We start from the raw sequence: 16,487 nt of genomic DNA on the forward strand, positions 1-16,487 counted from the left end.
GTACTGATTTATAATATGAAATAGAAAAATATTACTTTATTACCTCAAAAAATTGCTATCCCCAATTTATTTTTGGATGTTCTCTTTGAGGGTATTTTGACTAATTTATACTCAAAAACTACGAAAATATGGGAATGAAATGGGAATTTTTTGGCTAAAAACTCAATTTATATACACTTGTGCATAAATTTAAGCTATTGATTTTTAATAATTTATTTTTCAAAAATGGTGCGCTCAGCGGGACTCGAACCCACGCCACAGGCTTCGGAGACCTGTACTCTATCCAGTTGAGCTATGAGCGCGTTTAAGTCGCCCATCATAACAAAAAAAATCATAAGGTAAAGCACAGATTGATTTTCTATTTGGCTTAATGACTAAGCTTTAAACAGTTTTATCTGTGCAACGAAGAATTGCATTTAGATTACTTGGTTTATCCGACTAGATCGCTCACAATATATGCGTCTATTAACACGTGAGAACTTCATGACTGATGCATTAATGCTGAAAGAGTTATCGAAAACCTATAAAAATGGCTTCCAAGCCCTCAAAGGCATCAATTTAACTGTACCTGAAGGTGAGTTTTATGCACTTCTTGGGCCAAATGGTGCTGGAAAGTCGACAACTATTAGCATTATTAGCTCGCTAACCCGTAAGACTTCAGGACAAGTTGAAATTTTTGGTCATAGCCTCGATACCGATGCATCTAAAGCCAAGCAATGCTTAGGCGTTGTTCCACAAGAATTTAACTTTGGTCATTTTGAGAAAACCTTTGATATCTTGGTGACTCAAGCAGGTTACTACGGCATTCCCAAGAAAATTGCTGAGCAGCGTGCTGAGCTTTATCTAGAAAAACTGGGGCTTTGGGAAAAACGTAATATGCAGGCGCGTATGCTTTCAGGCGGTATGAAACGTCGCTTAATGATTGCGCGCGCCATGATGCATGAACCAAAACTTCTCATTCTCGATGAACCTACTGCTGGTGTGGATATTGAACTGCGTCGCTCAATGTGGGATTTCCTCACTGAAATGAATGAAAATGGAACCTCTATTATTTTGACCACACACTATTTAGAAGAAGCTGAAATGCTGTGTCGTCGTATTGCGATTATTGATCACGGCGTGATTAAAGAAGATACCAGCATGAAAGCCTTCTTAAGTCAGCTCAATGAAGAAACCTTTATTTTTGATTTATCGCAGCCGATTGAACCGATTGAACTCAACTTTATTGGAATTCGTTTTCATTTGGTTGACAGTCTGACTCTAGAAGTGACGATGGATAAATCACACGATCTCAACGAGATTTTCCAGTTATTTGAAAATTTAGGCATTCAAGTTAAAAGTATGCGCAACAAAGCCAACCGCCTTGAGGAACTATTTGTCAAAATGGTCGAGAAAAACTTACAGGAGGCATCGGCATGAACTTTACCCAATTGCAAATTGCCTTAGGGACACTGGTTCGTAAAGAAATTCGTCGTTTTATGCGAATTTGGCCACAAACTTTGCTTCCACCAGCCATCACTATGAGTTTGTACTTTGTGATCTTTGGGAATTTGGTCGGATCTCGCATTGGTCAAATGGGTGGTTTCACCTATATGCAGTTCATCGTGCCAGGTCTAATCATGATGGCGGTAATCACCAACAGTTATGCCAATGTCTGCTCAAGTTTTTTTAGTGCCAAGTTCCAAAAAAGCATCGAAGAACTGATCATGAGCCCTGTACCACTTTATTTAGTTTTGTGGGGTTATGTGATTGGTGGCGTTTGCCGTGGTGTTTTGGTGGGTTTAATTGTCACCCTAGTGAGCCTGTTTTTTACTGACCTGCATATTCACAACTTATTTATAACGATATATACCGTGATCGTTACCAGCCTGCTATTTTCAATTGCTGGCTTTATTAATGCGATTTATGCACGTTCATTTGATGATATTTCGATTGTTCCAACCTTTGTGTTAACTCCACTGACTTATTTAGGTGGTGTATTCTATGCGATTAGTGCATTAAGCCCATTTTGGCAAACACTGTCGTTGATCAACCCAATCGTTTATATGGTTAATGCATTCCGTTATGGCATTTTGGGTCATAGCGATGTCAATGTCAGTATTTCCCTTGCAGCAATCACAGGATTCTGCTTGGCGTTTTATGCAGCTGCTTACTATTTATTATCACGTGGTTCAGGAATTCGTGAATGAGCGTAGAAAAATCATTATTGGGTAAAGACACCCATTATCCAACAACCTACCAACCTGAGATTTTATTTCCAATCTCTCGTAGCCTTTCACGCGAAAACTATGCAGATGTTGCAGGGATTCAGCAAGGTTATGACTGGTGGCATGTGTTTGAACTGTCTTGGTTAAATGCTCAGGGAATTCCACAAGTTGCAATTGGTCGTTTACGATTGCCTGCAACTTCTCCCAATTTGATTGAATCCAAATCGCTCAAACTCTACTTTAATAGTCTGAACTTTATGCGTTTTGCTTCAACTGAAGAACTGATTCAAACTGTTGAACAAGATTTATCTACAGCAGCTGAAGCACCTGTTCAACTCAGCCTAATTGATGCAAATGACTTGTCAGTATCTCAACCACAAGGTCGCTGCTTAGATCAGTTTTCGCCAGAACAGTTATCTGAGCATCCCGATGCCAGTTTGTTACAACATGTCGGTTCAGGTTTGCTTGTTGAAGAACAATATTACTCAAACTTATTACGCAGCAATTGCCCTGTGACAGGACAACCTGACTGGGGAACCATTTTCATTCGCTACCGTGGTGAAAAAATTTGTCCTGCAAGTTTATTGGCTTATATTATTTCATATCGTCAGCACAATGGTTTTCATGAGCAATGTGTTGAACAAATCTATGCGGATATCTGGACAATGCTCAAGCCTGAAGAACTCATGGTTTATGCGGCTTATACTCGTCGTGGTGGACTAGACATCAACCCATGCCGTGTATCTCACCTAGCATGGTTACCAGAAACCCCTGTCCGTCTTGCTCGACAATAATCATCCATTTGAATTTTGAGGTTTAATTATGGCTTTTTTCGGTTTTATTCCATCTGAAAGTTTACTCAACAAGATTCAAACTGCAATTGCGCAGAAGGACTCGAAAGAACCTTTGTATCCCTTGCGTGATGAAATTGCTTTGCAAGTCAATGATGAAATTATCGATGCGATTGTGACCAATCTGATTCATCGTTTTCCTGAAACGGATAAACGTGAAACCACAGAAAAACTGGCGCATTTTGTGAAATCCAGTGTCCATTTTTTACTGTCTAAGCAGTTACTCAGTAAAGCTCCGAATGATGTTGTCCGCAAATCTATCGAATTCTCCGAACAAAGCCTATTTAAAGCACCAGATGGACAATGGCGTTTAGGTGAAAAGTTAGATGCAGGTTTGGTGACTAATTTAAAACATCAGTTTGCACAAATTCAGGCAGGAGAAAAAATCGATGCTCATGCACTTGCTGAAAGCTACAAAATGTTTGCAGAAGCAACTGTGCGACATTATATGCATGACTTTAATCACACCCTAGATTTAGGCATGATTAAACGTAAAGCATCAGACTTGGGCTGTTCCGCAGTAATCAAGGCTGTACATATTGCCATCGATAAAATTATTCCACATCTGAACAAACGTGAGCTCAAAGTTCTCGCAGAATATCATGATGGTTTATTTTTCCACTAAGTCAATTTTTAGACTATCGAAAACCTAGCTTAGGCTAGGTTTTTTTATTGCTAAATGTGCAAAGAGATTGCCTAAAAAGTCCAGTATGTTAGCATTCGCACTTGCTGCTTATTACTCGCTTTTCATCCATTATGGCACCAAGTCCGCAATACAAATTTTTACGTCAAGCTCCTCGTGATGGGTTGAGTACTGCTATGCAACCTTCCCGTTGGCAACGCTTACATATCGACCCTTGGCTATGTTCTTTTTTAGTTTTAAATGCCCTACTTGGACTCACCGTTTTATATAGTGCATCTGCGCAAGATATGGGACTGGTGAGCAAACAAGCGATCAGTTTTGGTTTAGGTTTTTTGGTCATGATTATGATTGCCCAAATTCCGCCCAAGGTCTTCCAGTCATTCTCCCCCTATTTTTATATTTTTGGGGTACTTTGTTTAGCTGCTGTAAAAGTGGTTGGTGAAGTCCGTATGGGAGCACAACGCTGGATTGATGTTCCAGGTATTGGTAGCGTACAGCCCAGTGAGTTTATGAAACTCGGAATGCCGATGATGGCTGCTTGGTTTCTCACACGGCAAGCGCTGCCACCCAATCTCAAAACAGTGATTGCAACACTCGTTCTCATTGTTATCCCTTTTGTTCTTATTGCAGAGCAACCTGACTTAGGTACATCACTACTGGTTCTTGGAAGTGGCGTTTTTGTATTATTTCTCAGTGGCTTATCTTGGAAAATTATTGCAGCGGCATTGGCAGGTGCAGGTATTTTTATTCCAATTGCTTGGGAATTTTTACTGCATGACTACCAACGACAACGGGTACTCACCTTACTCAACCCCGAAGCAGATGCTTTAGGAACAGGCTGGAACATCATTCAATCAAAAACTGCAATTGGTTCGGGCGGTTTCTCAGGAAAAGGCTTCTTGCAAGGAACTCAATCGCATTTGCACTTTTTACCTGAAGGTCATACCGACTTTATTATCGCAGCATATTCTGAAGAGTTTGGCTTAATTGGGGTCGCCATTCTGATTTTGCTTTACTTTGCGATTATTTGCCGAACCTTCCAGATCGGCATGCAGTGCTTCCATAATTATGGACGTTTGCTGGCTGGTGCTTATGGATTGTCGTTTTTTATATACGTCTTTGTAAATGCGGGCATGGTCAGTGGTATTTTACCTGTAGTGGGCGTGCCATTGCCATTTATGAGCTATGGCGGTACTGCAATTATTACTTTAATGACAGCTTTTGGGATTGTCATGTCGATTCACACACATCGCTAACTCGGACTTACATCTATGTGGCAACAAAAATTACATAAAACTTGTCAAATTTTAGCCCTCACCGCTACAGCAGTTTTTTCTACCTCTTTTTGTCAGGCAAATGATTTTATTAACAACCCAAATTACGAGAATTTTAAACTAAAAACCATGCAGCAGTATGGCTTGAGTGCCGATCAGATTGATCGGGCAATGTTGGGTGCTCAAAACCGTCCAAACATTTTGAAATTGATGGAAAAACCAGGCGAAAGTAAACCTTGGTATGCCTATCGGGAAATGTTTATGACCGAAGGAACTATTCAACGTGGAGTACGTTTCCGTGACCAATATGCAGATGTATTGAATCGTGCAGAACAGCAGTTTGGTGTTCCTCAAGCGGTGATTTTAGGAATTTTGGGTGTTGAAACAGGCTTTGGTAACAACAAAGGCTCCATCATCACCCGTGATGCTTTAGCAACACTTGCATTTGGTTACCCACGACGGGCTGATTATTTTGCAGATGAACTTGGTGCATTGATCGCATGGACATACAAAGAAGGCTATCCAACGAGCAGCATTACAGGTTCCTATGCAGGTGCAATTGGTTATCCGCAATTTATGCCAAGTAATATTGGAAAATATGGGGTCGATTATGACAATAATGGGCATATTGACTTACGCAACTCGCCTGCCGATGCCATTGGTTCTATTGCAAATTACCTAGCACAACAAGGTTGGCAACGTGATCAACCAATTGGCTTTCTAGCACGCTACACAGGTACAACACCTGAAGCTGTCATCGCCAAAGATTTAAATCAGCCAACGCCTTATGGCGTGCTAAAGCAGCAAGGTATTACACCACTCAATCCCATGATCAAGATTGATGATTTAGAACTCACCAATGTCATCCAACTGCAAGATTATAATGGTGCAATTTATTACATCACATACCCTAATTTTCAGGTGATTACGACCTATAACAAGAGCCGTATGTATGCTACAGCAGTGTGGCAATTGGGCACAGAAATTACAAATCGTTAGTGTAAAAATAAAGTAAATTAAAATAGTCAAGTATTTTTCAATGAAAATTGATTCCAATTCAGGCTATTTTAATTAATTGTTACAATATTGATTATTTATCGATCAATAGATGTAGTGTTTTCGTCCTTTTTGTAAACTTTTGCCAATTAATACTAGACACCTCACTAGCGACATGAATATTATCCCTAGCGTCAAATACAGTTGAACACATCAAGTTTTAGGCAGGTTCTCTTAGTTTTCAAACGCTTATTTTGATGATTAAGATGCCTTAAGGAGATTATATTCATGCGTTTTCCAGTGAAATCACTGCTCGCTATTACCTTTTGCGTATCCCTGACGCAAACGCAAGCTGATATGGTTCAGTCATCATCAAGTAACAATGATAATGACGGTGCTAGTCTTGCAGCTCGCGTCATTAACAAAAATGCTTCACAAACTATTTACCGACCAAACCTTAACAGCCTTTCAATTACTGAGCGCTCTGGTGATAAAATTCGTCGCCAAACCTTAGCAGCCAAAGTTGAAGTTCCAGAAGATGAACCTTCTGTCATCGACCGCTTAAATACTGTTGCATCAAATACCGTTCGTAAATTCAGCCAAACAGGCATTGCATCATGGTATGGTCGCCAATTTCATGGTCGTAAAACTGCCAATGGCGATACTTTTGATATGAATGCACTAACCGCAGCTCACCGTAGCTTACCGTTGAACTGCTATATTCGTGTTACCAATAAAGATAATGGTCGTAGTGTCATCGTAAAAGTAAATGACCGTGGTCCATTCCATGGCAACCGAGTTCTTGATTTATCTTATGCTGCTGCAAAACAAATTGGTGTAACCAACTCAGGTACAGCACGAGTCAATATTGAACGTGTAGACGGTCCAAATTCTTAAAAAATCTCCTCAACTGTTTTGACATTTTTTAGCCACATTTTATGTGGCTTTTTTGTTGCTAAAATTTGAAAAAATTCTCGAATAAGACAATTTGTGCTCAATCTCTCATTTTTATATGAGTTATTTGAAGCTGTTTTGCGTTTTAAGCACAATAAGTAGACTTAGACTCATAACCCTAGCACTTTTTCTTAAATCATCCAAATATGCGATTTTAGACGCAAAGAAATAGCATTGATTTTTTATGCCTTTCAATTTCATCTGATTTATTGGTTTTTCCATACTTTAATTGCTGAAATTTTTAGCATTTTTCAAAACAGAAGCTTTTAATCTTAAGTCATTTCATTTAGGCATAAAAAAAGCCCTATTCGGGCTTTTTTTACTCAAAATAATTTTTCAATTATTTTGCAGCAGCTTGAGCAGCAGCAACTTCTTCAGCAAAAGAAAGTTCAGCTTTTTTCTCAATACCTTCACCTACTTCGAAACGAACGAATTGAGCAACAGTCGTTGCAGTTGCTTTCAATACTTCAGCAACTTTCTTGTCGTTGTCGATCACGTACTGTTGACGCTCAAGAACAACTTCATTCAAGTATTTTTCAACTGAACCAGAAACCATTTTCTCAACGATGTTTGCTGGTTTACCAGATTCAATTGCTTTCGCTTCAGCAATTTCTTTCTCTTTAGCAACAAGCTCAGCAGGAACATCTTCAGCAGAAACAGCAACTGGGTTGAATGCAGCAACGTGCATTGCAATGCCTTTACCAGTTTCAGCACTACCTGTATAAGATACAACTACACCGATTTTTAAACCGTGTTTGTAAACAGCAAGGTTTTCACCTTCAACGATTGCAGCACGACGTACTTGGATGTTTTCACCGATTTTTTGAACAAGAGCAATACGCGCTTCTTCAACAGTTGCACCATCTTCAAGTTTAAGTTCAGCAATTTTAGCAGCATCAGTTTCGCCAGCAGCAAGCGCAGCAGCAGCAACTTGTGCAGAGAAACCAGCAAAGTTTGCATCTTTAGCAACGAAGTCAGTTTGACAGTTTACTTCTAAAAGAATTGCTTTGTTGCCGTCTTGAGCGATTGTGATTGCACCGTCAGCAGCAATGTTACCAGCTTTTTTAGCTGCTTTTGCTTGACCAGATTTACGAAGGTTATCAATCGCTAATTCGATATCACCATTCGCTTCTGTCAAAGCTTTTTTACATTCCATCATTGCAAGACCAGTACGGTCACGTAATTCTTTAACCATGCTTGCAGTAATTGCAGTCATGTGAATCTCCTAAAATCAGGTAGAAAATATAAATCTTTTTTTAACAAAAACGGCCCAAAGAAACTCTGGACCGTCTGCTTTCTCGACGCTTAATTTGCCACCGCTATATGTCGCAAAAATGACAAGCCCGCGTCAAAACGCATTAAGCCTCAGAAGCAGCAGCTTCGTCGCCTTTTGCTTGTGCATTCGCTTGAGATTGAGCGTATTCTTTACCAGCAAGGATCGCATCAGCCATCGCAGAAGCATAAAGTGTTACTGCACGGATCGCATCATCGTTACCAGGAATAACGTAATCAACGTTGTCTGGGTTAGAGTTTGTATCAACGATACCGATTACAGGAATACCTAAGTTTTTAGCTTCTTTGATCGCAATTGCTTCGTGGTCAACGTCAATTACGAACAATGCGTCAGGTAAACCACCCATGTTTTTAACGCCGCCTAAAGCACGTTCAAGTTTTTCCATCTCACGAGTACGTTCTAAAGCTTCACGTTTAGTAAGTTTAGCAAAAGTACCATCTTGAGATTGAGTTTGAAGGTCTTTTAAACGGTTGATAGATTGGCGAAGTGTTTTCCAGTTCGTCAACATACCACCTAACCAACGGTGATCTACGTATGGTTGACCAGCGCGTTGAGCTTGTTCACAGATGATGTTAGAAGCAGCACGTTTTGTACCAACGAACAAAACTTTGTTCTTTTTGCTAGCCAAGTTGTTAGCAAAGTTCAAAGCATCATTTAACGCAGGAACAGTGTGCTCAAGGTTGATGATGTGAATTTTGTTGCGAGCGCCAAAAATGTATTGACGCATTTTTGGGTTCCAGAAACGAGTTTGGTGACCAAAGTGTGCGCCAGCTTGTAGAAGGTCGCGCATGCTTACGTTGTAATCTGCCATTTTATTACCTTAAATGTTTGGGTTAAGCCTCCATACGTCCTCATTCTCCACCCTGTTTCGGGCACCCAGAGTAATGTGTCGACATATGTGCGGATTTTTAAAACCACATTTTAACTAAGCTTCGATGAATGATAAATTTATTCACGAAAAGCATTTGATAAAATGGGTGCATATTTATACCATAGTCACACACAAATTACCAAAAGTTTTTAAGCCTTATGAACAGTACTTACGAAGCTCCACGCCGCCTAATCAAAACACCAGATGAAATTGAAAAAATGCGTGTAGCGGGGCGTTTGGCGGCAGAAGTATTGGATATGATCAAACCACATATCCAACCTGGAGTAAGCACCCTTGAGTTAGACACCCTCTGTCACGATTACATTGTCAATGTTCAAAATGCGATTCCTGCTTGTTTAGGTTATGGTGCTGCACCTGGTCGCCCCGCCTTTCAACACACCATCTGCACATCTGTGAACCATGTTGTATGCCACGGTATTCCATCTGCCGATAAAATTCTTAAAAAAGGTGACATTCTCAATATTGATGTAACTGTGATTAAAGATGGTTATCATGGCGATACCAACATGATGTACATCGTGGGTGGTGAAACCTCTATTTTAGCAAACCGCTTGTGCAATGTTGCTCAAGAGGCGATGTATCGCGGAATTGCTGCTGTAAAACCAGGTGCTTACATTGGCGATATTGGCGCGGTCATTCAAAAATATGTGGAATCAGAACGTTTCAGTGTTGTTCGTGAATATTGTGGTCACGGTATTGGTACAGTTTTCCATGATGAACCTCAAGTCTTACACTATGGTACGAAAAATACGGGGATGCGTTTAGAAGCAGGCATGACTTTTACCATTGAACCGATGGTGAATGCGGGTGTTTGGCAAACCAAGACCTTGGGTGACAAATGGACTGTCGTAACCAAAGATCATAAATTATCTGCTCAATATGAACATACGATTCTAGTTACTCCAACGGGAGCTGAGATTTTAACAGCCCGTCCTGAAGAAGACCTAGCACGCTTTATTCAGCCTGAATAATATGCAGGCACAAAAGTCTATTATGGCTTTTGTGCCTATTCAATATCGATCTAAACGCATTTATTTTTATTCTAAAATACATGCTCGATATAAAAACAAGAACAAGTTCTCATTTTTAAAATAAAGTTTTTATTCATTAACACTCTCATATTTTAAGATTATCTTTTGTTACTTTATTCAGACAAAAAAGAGCCAATTAAAAAACAGATCAACTCAACCAATACTCAAAATATGCTTAAAATATCGCAGCCCAGAATTATCCTTACTGCCATGAAACTTTTGATCATTCCTTTAATTGCTTGCTGCCTATCTGCTTGTCTATTCACTAATTCCAACGAAGTAAAGCGTTCTGAACTAATTCTTTCACATTTTAACTGTCATAATTACGAAGGTAGTATTAGTCCAATTAATAGTTTCCATGAGCAGACACTGACCGTCACTAAGCAAAAATCTGTTGATTATATTCAGCATTATAAAGATGGAGAAAAACTATTTAATATCCCTCTTGATGAGGTTGTTAATCAACAATACGAACTGTATAAAGATGCATGCCAATCCATTGGTGGAGTATTATAAATCCAATTAGCAGGAAAATTAATATTTTAACTTTATCAAAATATGATAATTAATCCACTCTAAATATTTTTTAATATGTTCGTTTTCTCTTAAAATAAAAAAACCCTGCTTTCGCAGGGTTTTTATCAATTCTACAACTTAGTGAGCAGCGAATTGGTTCATTGTGTTTTTAGCATCATCGTGCGCTTTAAGAGCGTTGTCACCAGAGAAGATTTCTTTGTGATCATCACCGATGTCTGAACCTGCCATTGCTTGGTGTTTCACACAAGCGATACCACCACGGATTTCTTTACGTTGTACGCCAGCAACATAAGCCAACATACCTTCTGAACCAAAGTAACCTTGAGCAAGCTCGTGAGTAGAAAGCGCAGCTGTATGGTAAGTCGGAAGTGTGATCAAGTGATGGAACACACCTGCTTCACGAGAAGCATCTGCTTGGAATGTACGCACTTTTTCATCAGCATCAGCAGCTAATTCAGTTGCATCGTACTCAGCGCTCATTAATTTAGCACGGTCGTAAGCAGAAACGTCTTTACCTTCAGCAACCCAACGGTCGTAAGCTTGTTGACGGAAGTTTAACGTCCAGTTAAATGATGGAGAGTTGTTGTAAACAAGTTTCGCATTTGGAACTGTTTCACGTACACGGTTAACCATGTGAGCAATTTCTTCAACGTTAGGCGTCGCAGTCTCGATCCAAAGAAGGTCAGCGCCATTTTGCAAGCTAGTGACACAGTCAAGTACAACGCGGTCAATTTGAGTGCCTTCACGGAACTGGTATAAGCCAGAAGCAAGACGTTTTGGACGGTGAAGTTTACCATCACGCTTGATCAAGATTTCATCTTCTTGAGCATCAGCAATGTCAATTTCAACTGTATCTAAGTAGCTAATGTATTGAGAAGCGATGTCGCCTGGCTCTTTAACCACTGGGATTTTTTGAGTCAAGTCAGCGCCTTCAGAGTCAGTACGTGCAACGATGATACCGTCGTCAAGACCCATTTCTAAGAATGCATAACGTAAAGCGTGGATTTTAGCGATGAAGTCTTCGTGTGGAACAGTTACTTTACCAGCTTGGTGACCACATTGTTTCGCGTCAGATACTTGGTTTTCGATTTGTAGTGCACAAGCACCAGCTTCGATCATTTTCTTAGCAAGCAAGTAAGTCGCTTCTTCGTTACCAAAACCAGCATCGATGTCTGCAATAATTGGAACAACGTGAGTTTCAAAGTTGTCGATTTGAGCTGTGATTTCAGCCGCTTTAGCAGTGTCGCCAGCGTCTTGTGCTTTTTTAAGTGCACGGAACAAATCGTTTAATTCTTTCGCATCTGCTTGACGCAAGAAAGTATAGATTTCTTCGATTAATGCAGGTACAGAAGTTTTTTCGTGCATAGATTGGTCAGGAAGTGGACCGAACTCAGAACGAAGCGCTGCAACCATCCAACCAGAAAGGTAGATATAACGACGTTCAGTTGTACCGAAGTATTTTTTGTTCGCAATCATTTTTTGTTGTGCGATGAAACCGTGCCAGCAACCCAAAGATTGAGTGTATTTGCTAGAATCAGCATCATAAGCAGCCATATCACGACGCATAATTGCAGCTGTATATTTAGCAATATCTAAGCCCGTTTTAAAACGGTTTTGCATTTGCATACGAGCAGCATCTTCTGGGCTAATGTCAGCCCAAGTGTTGCCGAATTTTGCTTTCAACTCACGGATTGCATCAATCGCTGTTTGGTATGTAGTCATGACTGGTTCCTTGTAATTTTAGGATTCTCATAACGCTTCATGATCAAATTTCACTTTTACTAGAGTGGTTTGTTTTTGATCATTCCGGCTTGATGAACACAGATTAGAATGTAAAAAAAATTAAATCCAATATTCACGACTAATCCTCACTATTTATTTAGAAAATATATAGATCAAAGTCGTATTATAGTTAAAACGTAAAAATATAAATAAATGAAATTAAAAGATTTTTTATTTTAAATCGTAGAGTAAAAACAGTCAAAAAACATCTTTTTCATTCATTCGACTAAAGTATGGTAGTTTTAAAAATCATATTCAACACGTATTTACAGGCTTTTTGTTGCTGGTTTTTTCAGCAAATATTTCATCATTTATGCAACTCAAGAAGATGGAAAAACAATCAATCAAATCGACAGAGCATTTGTAAAGTTTCAGGGTTTTTATGGATATTTTCACACAAAGGCATTTGCTTATGGCATAATTTGCAACTAATTTCATGCGGTTATATTCGGTATTTTGTTTTATGAATTTGGAGCGGGTTGACCTTAATCTATTAATCTATCTTGACGTTTTATTACGCGAGAAAAATGTCACTCGTGCTGCGGAGCAATTGGGTGTAACCCAGCCTGCGATGAGTAACATTTTACGTAGATTGAGAACACTATTTAATGATCCGTTACTCATTCGCTCATCTGAAGGCATGACCCCAACAGAGCGCGCTTTAGAGTTACAACCTCGTATTCGTGATGTTCTTTCTGATCTTTCAATGATCTTAGAACCACGCACCGAGTTTAGACCTTATACCAGTAATCGCGTTTTCCGTATTATGACTTCTGACTATGCTGAGGCGACTTTAGTCCCTCGTTTAGTCAAAGCATTACGCTCTGAAGCACCCAATGTTGTGCTCGATTTCTTAACACCGAGTGATGTATCTTACCGTGATATGGAACAAGGTAAAGTTGATCTGGCAATTAACCGCTTCAATGAAATCCCTCAAAGTTTTCACCAAGTATTGGTTTGGCGTGACAGTTTTTCATGTTTAATCAATCCAAAACATCCAAATGCCAACAACCTAAACCTAAAGAACTACCTTGATGCACATCATATTTGGGTATCTAAAACAGGAATGGGAATTGGATTTGGCGTCAATCCCGATAAACAAGCTGGTTTAGGTTGGATTGATCAAGCTTTAGAGCGTATTGGTCAAAAGCGTAAAATTTCAGTATTTACACGCCACTACCAAATGCCTGCATTACTGGCTAAAAATGTTGATCTTATTGCAACACTACCAACACGTATTGCACGCCTACAAGCCAAAAGTCAGGAACTGATCATTAAAGATCCACCTTTTTATATTCCTGAAATTGAATTAAAAATGGCATGGTGTCCTTTACTGCATCATCACCCTGCCCACCGCTGGTTACGCCAACTCATCCTCTACGTAGCTCGACAAATGATTGAAGAAGAAAATCGTGAATTTTTGATAAATAATTCACAGTTTTCCCACTATTGATCTTTGACTACAAAATAATCAACAATTTGTTATGATAGGTGATATGAATGAGTATCACCTCTTTTATTTTTGTGATAAAAAATATTGGATAATGAATAATCTATAATGACAGGTGTACCGTGAGTCTGTTTCAGAACATCATCATCATCATCGTCTTAATTACAGGGGCAGGTTTTCTCGCTCTCACTGAAATTGCACTTGCAGGTGCACGTAAAGTCAAATTAAAAATTTTGGCCGAATCAGGTGAAGAACGCGCACAAAAAGTGCTTGATCTACAAGAAAACTCTGCTGACTTCTTCGCGGCATCGCAAATTGGTTTAAATGCGATTGCTATCTTAGGAGGTATTTTAGGTGAAGGTGCTTTTCGACCCTACTTTTTTAATTTAGTGAACCGTTTTTATACAGGGCAATGGGCAGAAACAATTAGTTTTGCACTCTCTTTTACCCTCGTAACCTCTTTATTTATTTTATTTGCCGATCTTATGCCAAAACGTTTGGCAATGATTGCACCTGAAAAAATCTCGATCTCTGTGATTGAGCCGATCCAAATTTTCATTAAAGTGTGCAAACCGTTAGCATGGATTATTAATGCCATTGCCAACTTGTTATTTCGCCTGTTTAAAGTCAATACCACCCGCGAAGATAACATTACTTTTGATGATATTTCAGCCGTCATGGATGCAGGTGCTCAGGCAGGTGTCTTGCAAAAACAAGAACATCATTTTATTGAAAATGTATTTGAACTTGAAGAACGTAATGTTCCTTCGAGTATGACGACTCGTGAAAATGTGGTGTTTTTCACACTCAACGAATCAGAACATAGTATCCGCCAAAAACTGGCTGAATATCCTTTTTCAAAGTTTCTTGTGTGTAATGAAACAATTGATCAAGTGATTGGTTATGTCGATGCCAAAGATATTTTGGTTCGCATTCTCAATAATCAATCCATTAATCAGCTGAATGAATCAACAATTCGTACCGTACTCACCATTCCTGACTCATTAACCTTATCTGAATTGCTTGATCGCTTTCGAGCAAGCAAAGAGAAGTTTGCGGTTGTTATTAATGAATATGCGCTTGTTGTTGGTGTTATCACACTATCAGACATTATGATTACCGTAATGGGTGACTGGGTAACCCCAATTGAAGAAGAACAGCAAATCATTAAACGTGATAACAACTCATGGTTAATTGATGGTAGTACGCCAATTGAAGATATGAAACATGCGCTTGGTATAGATAGCATGCCAGATGAAGAACATTACGAAACCCTTGCGGGCTTTATGATGTACCGTCTACGCAAAATTCCACGCCCTGCCGATAGCGTTGAATATGAAGGATTTAAGTTTGAAGTGGTCGATGTTGATCATTTTAAGATTGACCAGCTTTTAGTGACTCGAATTTTAGAAAAGCCTGATCCTATTATTCAAGTAGATGAAGCTTAAAAAAAATCGCCTCAAATGAGGCGATTTTTTTAATGCTGTAACGCAATAAGCTGATCCAATATCATTTCATAATGAAGTTGGATATCTTCAACCAAAACCTTATAGGTATTATCAAACTGCACCATTGGAAAACCTTCTTTCCAAAATGGGAAAGTATTGTCTAAATCATGCGTAACAATTGCATCTTCATACACAATGCTTTGCGCAATCCAAGATAAAACCTGTGCAGTTTCTGCACCATCAATCGCAGCATAATCAATACCATGTTGCTTAAAAACACGAATACGATCTTTTTTATAACGAACCTTTTTCGCTTGCCCTGCATTCAAATGAAATGCCAATAAAACTGCCTGTACCAAATACTCTTCAAATGCCTGATTTAAATCAAGCAAAGCTTGTTTATAGCTTTCTTGGCGCTGTGCTTTATTACTACGCTGCAAGCTTTGGTTCGCTGTTTTTGCTAATTCAACCTGTTTTAAGGCAATTAACTGTTGCTCAAGACTCATGTTATCTTTCCAAAAAATCAGTGATAAATTATACGTTGCATCACACGAACAAGCACCATGTATTTTTCAACCAACCATATTTTGATATGTGCTTAAAAAACAGGAGGGTTTAACTTGGTAAACTATACATACTCATTAGGAGTTTACCATGAGCAAGAAACAGAAGACTTACACCGCAGAATTTAAAGCTGAAGCCATATAAAAGCCATTGAAGAGAACCAAGGTAATGTATCGAAATCCGCTAGACAACTTGGCATTTCAATGCAAACCCTTTCGAACTGGAATAACAAAGCAAAGGCTGGAACTTTAGCAGGCACAAAACAGTATTCGTCCGATCTAAACGCCTTACTCGAAGAAAATAAGAAGCTTAAACAACAGCTCAAAACAGCTGAAATGGAACGTGAATTTTTAAAAAAGGCAGCAGCGTACTCACTGCTGTCCCATAGTTTGCTTTAAATAAAAAAACCTGAGTCCTAACAGTTAAAATATGAGTGCAAACAAACACTTTAACGACCAGGATTCAGGTTTTGTCACATCAGAATACCGTATTTTATGAGCTAATTAAACCTGTTGTGCGACAGGATTTTGAACAACTTGCTAAAGTACACCATGTTGGACAGAA

At 39.1% G+C, this 16,487-nt stretch carries 15 protein-coding genes, 1 tRNA gene and 1 pseudogene; 12 read left to right on the forward strand and 5 right to left on the reverse strand.

What is annotated here, in order from left to right; all coding sequences use genetic code 11:
• Positions 1 to 226 precede the first annotated feature (226 nt).
• A tRNA-Arg gene (locus GBN19_RS12280) sits at positions 227 to 302 on the reverse strand.
• Positions 303 to 483: 181 nt separating this feature from the next.
• On the opposite strand from GBN19_RS12280, the gene GBN19_RS12285 reads away from it, so the two are divergent.
• From GBN19_RS12285 to GBN19_RS12315, 7 genes are all read left to right on the forward strand, one after another.
• Positions 484 to 1,419, forward strand: coding sequence for an ABC transporter ATP-binding protein (locus GBN19_RS12285; RefSeq protein ID WP_151778349.1), 936 nt, complete (start codon positions 484 to 486; stop codon positions 1,417 to 1,419).
• Entirely contained in the window at positions 1,416 to 2,189 is a 774-nt protein-coding gene (locus tag GBN19_RS12290) for an ABC transporter permease (RefSeq protein ID WP_151778350.1), read from the forward strand. The genes GBN19_RS12285 and GBN19_RS12290 overlap by 4 nt, the downstream gene beginning before the upstream one ends.
• Positions 2,186 to 3,001 (forward strand): NADPH-dependent 7-cyano-7-deazaguanine reductase QueF, encoded by an 816-nt coding sequence (gene queF, locus GBN19_RS12295; protein WP_151778351.1) that lies wholly within the window; start codon positions 2,186 to 2,188, stop codon positions 2,999 to 3,001. Before GBN19_RS12290 ends, queF begins: the two co-directional genes overlap by 4 nt.
• Before the next feature lie 28 nt (positions 3,002 to 3,029).
• On the forward strand, positions 3,030 to 3,683 hold the full coding sequence (locus GBN19_RS12300) for a hypothetical protein (RefSeq protein WP_151778352.1): 654 nt from the start codon (positions 3,030 to 3,032) through the stop codon (positions 3,681 to 3,683).
• A gap of 131 nt (positions 3,684 to 3,814) precedes the next feature.
• A complete protein-coding gene (rodA, locus tag GBN19_RS12305; protein WP_151710811.1) occupies positions 3,815 to 4,957 on the forward strand; it encodes a rod shape-determining protein RodA in 1,143 nt (380 codons plus the stop codon).
• 15 nt (positions 4,958 to 4,972) lie between these two features.
• Positions 4,973 to 5,974: a lytic murein transglycosylase B gene (gene mltB / locus GBN19_RS12310; protein WP_151710805.1), complete on the forward strand. Its 1,002-nt coding sequence runs from the start codon at positions 4,973 to 4,975 to the stop codon at positions 5,972 to 5,974.
• Between the two features lie 285 nt (positions 5,975 to 6,259).
• A complete protein-coding gene (locus GBN19_RS12315; protein ID WP_151710804.1) occupies positions 6,260 to 6,868 on the forward strand; it encodes a septal ring lytic transglycosylase RlpA family protein in 609 nt (202 codons plus the stop codon).
• Between the two features lie 397 nt (positions 6,869 to 7,265).
• Here the strand turns inward: GBN19_RS12315 and tsf are convergent, their stop codons facing one another.
• Both tsf and rpsB read right to left on the reverse strand, forming a co-directional pair.
• Entirely contained in the window at positions 7,266 to 8,141 is an 876-nt protein-coding gene (tsf, locus tag GBN19_RS12320; RefSeq protein ID WP_151710803.1) for a translation elongation factor Ts, read from the reverse strand.
• Between the two features lie 142 nt (positions 8,142 to 8,283).
• Positions 8,284 to 9,030 carry a 30S ribosomal protein S2 gene (gene rpsB / locus GBN19_RS12325; RefSeq protein ID WP_151778353.1) on the reverse strand — a complete coding sequence of 249 codons (747 nt, stop codon included), beginning with the start codon at positions 9,028 to 9,030 and terminating at the stop codon, positions 8,284 to 8,286.
• A gap of 218 nt (positions 9,031 to 9,248) precedes the next feature.
• Here rpsB and map point away from each other — a divergent pair, with 218 nt between their 5' ends.
• Both map and GBN19_RS12335 read left to right on the forward strand, forming a co-directional pair.
• Positions 9,249 to 10,082, forward strand: coding sequence for a type I methionyl aminopeptidase (gene map / locus GBN19_RS12330; RefSeq protein WP_151778354.1), 834 nt, complete (start codon positions 9,249 to 9,251; stop codon positions 10,080 to 10,082).
• 270 nt (positions 10,083 to 10,352) lie between these two features.
• The gene (locus GBN19_RS12335; protein ID WP_151710810.1) at positions 10,353 to 10,658 is read left to right on the forward strand and encodes a hypothetical protein; all 306 of its coding nucleotides are present in this window, start codon (positions 10,353 to 10,355) and stop codon (positions 10,656 to 10,658) included.
• A 138-nt stretch (positions 10,659 to 10,796) separates the two neighbouring features.
• Here GBN19_RS12335 and GBN19_RS12340 read toward each other — a convergent pair whose 3' ends face one another.
• Complete coding sequence (locus GBN19_RS12340) at positions 10,797 to 12,401, reverse strand: isocitrate lyase (RefSeq protein ID WP_151778355.1); 1,605 nt, start codon at positions 12,399 to 12,401, stop codon at positions 10,797 to 10,799.
• A 523-nt stretch (positions 12,402 to 12,924) separates the two neighbouring features.
• Between GBN19_RS12340 and GBN19_RS12345 the strand changes: the two genes are divergently transcribed.
• Together GBN19_RS12345 and GBN19_RS12350 are read left to right on the forward strand one after the other, a co-directional pair.
• Positions 12,925 to 13,914, forward strand: coding sequence for a LysR family transcriptional regulator (locus GBN19_RS12345; RefSeq protein ID WP_151778356.1), 990 nt, complete (start codon positions 12,925 to 12,927; stop codon positions 13,912 to 13,914).
• A 119-nt stretch (positions 13,915 to 14,033) separates the two neighbouring features.
• Positions 14,034 to 15,359, forward strand: coding sequence for a hemolysin family protein (locus tag GBN19_RS12350; RefSeq protein ID WP_151778357.1), 1,326 nt, complete (start codon positions 14,034 to 14,036; stop codon positions 15,357 to 15,359).
• Positions 15,360 to 15,388: 29 nt separating this feature from the next.
• On the opposite strand, the gene GBN19_RS12355 is transcribed toward GBN19_RS12350, so the two are convergent.
• Complete coding sequence (locus GBN19_RS12355) at positions 15,389 to 15,865, reverse strand: hypothetical protein (protein ID WP_151778358.1); 477 nt, start codon at positions 15,863 to 15,865, stop codon at positions 15,389 to 15,391.
• Between the two features lie 148 nt (positions 15,866 to 16,013).
• On the opposite strand from GBN19_RS12355, the pseudogene GBN19_RS12360 reads away from it, so the two are divergent.
• Positions 16,014 to 16,291, forward strand: a pseudogene (locus GBN19_RS12360) (transposase); the annotation flags it as partial.
• Positions 16,292 to 16,487: the final 196 nt, after the last annotated feature.

The organism is Acinetobacter brisouii (assembly GCF_008993995.1).
GTDB lineage: Bacteria > Pseudomonadota > Gammaproteobacteria > Pseudomonadales > Moraxellaceae > Acinetobacter > Acinetobacter brisouii_A.

Coding starts and splice junctions, on each gene's coding strand:
- tsf (WP_151710803.1), bottom strand. CDS start 8,141: ATGACTGCAATTACTGCAAGCATGGTTAAAGAATTACGTGACCGTACT.
- GBN19_RS12285 (WP_151778349.1), top strand. CDS start 484: ATGACTGATGCATTAATGCTGAAAGAGTTATCGAAAACCTATAAAAAT.
- rodA (WP_151710811.1), top strand. CDS start 3,815: ATGGCACCAAGTCCGCAATACAAATTTTTACGTCAAGCTCCTCGTGAT.
- GBN19_RS12290 (WP_151778350.1), top strand. CDS start 1,416: ATGAACTTTACCCAATTGCAAATTGCCTTAGGGACACTGGTTCGTAAA.
- GBN19_RS12355 (WP_151778358.1), bottom strand. CDS start 15,865: ATGAGTCTTGAGCAACAGTTAATTGCCTTAAAACAGGTTGAATTAGCA.
- mltB (WP_151710805.1), top strand. CDS start 4,973: ATGTGGCAACAAAAATTACATAAAACTTGTCAAATTTTAGCCCTCACC.
- GBN19_RS12300 (WP_151778352.1), top strand. CDS start 3,030: ATGGCTTTTTTCGGTTTTATTCCATCTGAAAGTTTACTCAACAAGATT.
- queF (WP_151778351.1), top strand. CDS start 2,186: ATGAGCGTAGAAAAATCATTATTGGGTAAAGACACCCATTATCCAACA.
- GBN19_RS12315 (WP_151710804.1), top strand. CDS start 6,260: ATGCGTTTTCCAGTGAAATCACTGCTCGCTATTACCTTTTGCGTATCC.
- map (WP_151778354.1), top strand. CDS start 9,249: ATGAACAGTACTTACGAAGCTCCACGCCGCCTAATCAAAACACCAGAT.
- GBN19_RS12345 (WP_151778356.1), top strand. CDS start 12,925: ATGAATTTGGAGCGGGTTGACCTTAATCTATTAATCTATCTTGACGTT.
- rpsB (WP_151778353.1), bottom strand. CDS start 9,030: ATGGCAGATTACAACGTAAGCATGCGCGACCTTCTACAAGCTGGCGCA.
- GBN19_RS12335 (WP_151710810.1), top strand. CDS start 10,353: ATGAAACTTTTGATCATTCCTTTAATTGCTTGCTGCCTATCTGCTTGT.
- GBN19_RS12340 (WP_151778355.1), bottom strand. CDS start 12,401: ATGACTACATACCAAACAGCGATTGATGCAATCCGTGAGTTGAAAGCA.